Source organism: Bradyrhizobium sp. 141 (genome assembly GCF_023074055.1).
Lineage (GTDB): Bacteria > Pseudomonadota > Alphaproteobacteria > Rhizobiales > Xanthobacteraceae > Bradyrhizobium.
The window spans coordinates 1-1684 of record NZ_JADPKR010000061.1 but is presented as its reverse complement, the minus strand read 5'-3'; the positions used below and the strand labels follow the sequence as shown (position 1 = coordinate 1684).

The window sequence follows — 1684 nt, the reverse complement described above, 5'->3', positions numbered from 1 at the left end:
GCTGGAAGGACTCGACTGGCGGCTTGTGCACGAGGCACGGGGGACGCCGGCGCCAGCGCAGCCCGGGTAGTTGTTGGCAGCGCTGCGGCGAAGTGAATCAGGACCGTCGGATGCGTCGCCAGATGGCGGCGAATATGCTCTGATTTGGCTGTGAGCGACGTCCTGCCTGACGATCCGGAGACGCTGAAAGCGATGCTGCTCGCCGAGCGGTGCGAGAGCGAGCGGCTGCGTCAGATCATCAAGGAATTGCAGCGGCATCGGTTTGGCCGACGGGCAGAGACGCTGCCTGAAGACCAGATGCTGCTGGGCCTGGAAGACGTCGAGCAAGTCGCAGCGTACGGCGAGACGGCACAGGACATCAGTGCACCTGAAGGCCGTGATGCGCGAGCTCGCAAGCGCCGGGGCAACCGTGGCGCCTTGCCGGCGCACCTGCCGCGGATCGAGGTCATCGTCGACATCGAGGACAGGACCTGTCCCTGCTGCCAAGGCGAGTTACATCGGATCGGCGAGGATAGAAGCGAGCGGCTGGACCTGGTCCCGGCGCAGTTCCGGATCCTCGTGACCCGGCGGCCCAAATACGCCTGCCGGGTTTGCGAGGATGGCGTCATGCAGGCGCCAGCTCCGGCTCGGCTGATCGAGGGCGGACTGCCAACGGAAGCAACCGTCGCACAGGTTCTGGTGTCAAAATATGCCGATCACCTGCCGCTCTATCGGCAAGCGCAGATCTATGCGCGCCAGCGCATTGAGCTCGATCGTTCAACGTTGGCGGACTGGGTGGGGCAGGCAGCCTTCCATCTGCGTCCGTTGCATGAGCGCCTCCTAGGCAAGCTTAAGCAACGGCCAAAGCTGTTCGCCGACGAGACGGCGATGCCGGTGCTCGATCCCGGCCGTGGGCGCACCAAGACCGGTCAGCTCTGGACCTATGCTGCGGACGACCGGCCGTGGGGCGGCGCAGATCCGCCCGGCGTCGCCTATGTCTATGCCCCCGATCGCAAAGCCGATCGACCGATCGCTCATCTGGCAGGCTTCAAGGGGATTCTGCAGGTCGACGGCTATGCCGGCTATGGCAAGCTCGCCGAGCGTGGCGATGTTCGGCTTGCATTCTGCTGGTCGCACATGCGGCGTAACTTCTACGAGCTTGCCACACCCGGTCCGGCGCCCATTGCGAGCGAGGCGCTCAAGCAAATCGCCGAGCTCTATGCCGTCGAGAAGGACATCCGTGGCCGCAGCGCCGAGGGGCGCCGTCTCGTTCGGCAACAGAAAAGCCGACCGCTGGCGGAAGCGTTCGAACGGTGGCTCCGCGCCAAGCTTGCGCTGATCAGTCAAAAGGGCAAATTGGCAGACGCAATCCGCTATGCGCTCTCACGCTGGGAGGGCCTGACGCGCTTCATCGATGATGGCCGTATCGAGCTCGACAACAACGCCGTCGAGCGCTCGATCCGTCCGATCGCACTCAACCGGAAAAATGCACTGTTCGCTGGCTCCGACGGCGGCGCCGAGCACTGGGCCATCATCGCATCCCTGGTAGAAACTTGTAAGCTGAACGACGTCGATCCCCTTGCCTTCCTGACTGACGCGCTCACCAGGATCGTCAACGGTCACCCAAACAGCGAAATCGATCAGCTGCTTCCCTGGGCCTATCGCGCGCAATCCCTCAAAGCCGTGGCCTGAGAACGACGCTTAC

General features: G+C 63.9%; 1 protein-coding gene. It reads left to right on the top strand.

Going from position 1 to position 1684, the window contains the following annotated elements; translation table 11 throughout:
* The first annotated feature begins 192 nt into the window (after nt 1–192).
* Nucleotides 193–1671, top strand: coding sequence for an IS66 family transposase (locus IVA81_RS17505; protein WP_247320238.1), 1479 nt, complete (start codon nt 193–195; stop codon nt 1669–1671).
* Nucleotides 1672–1684 lie beyond the last annotated feature (13 nt).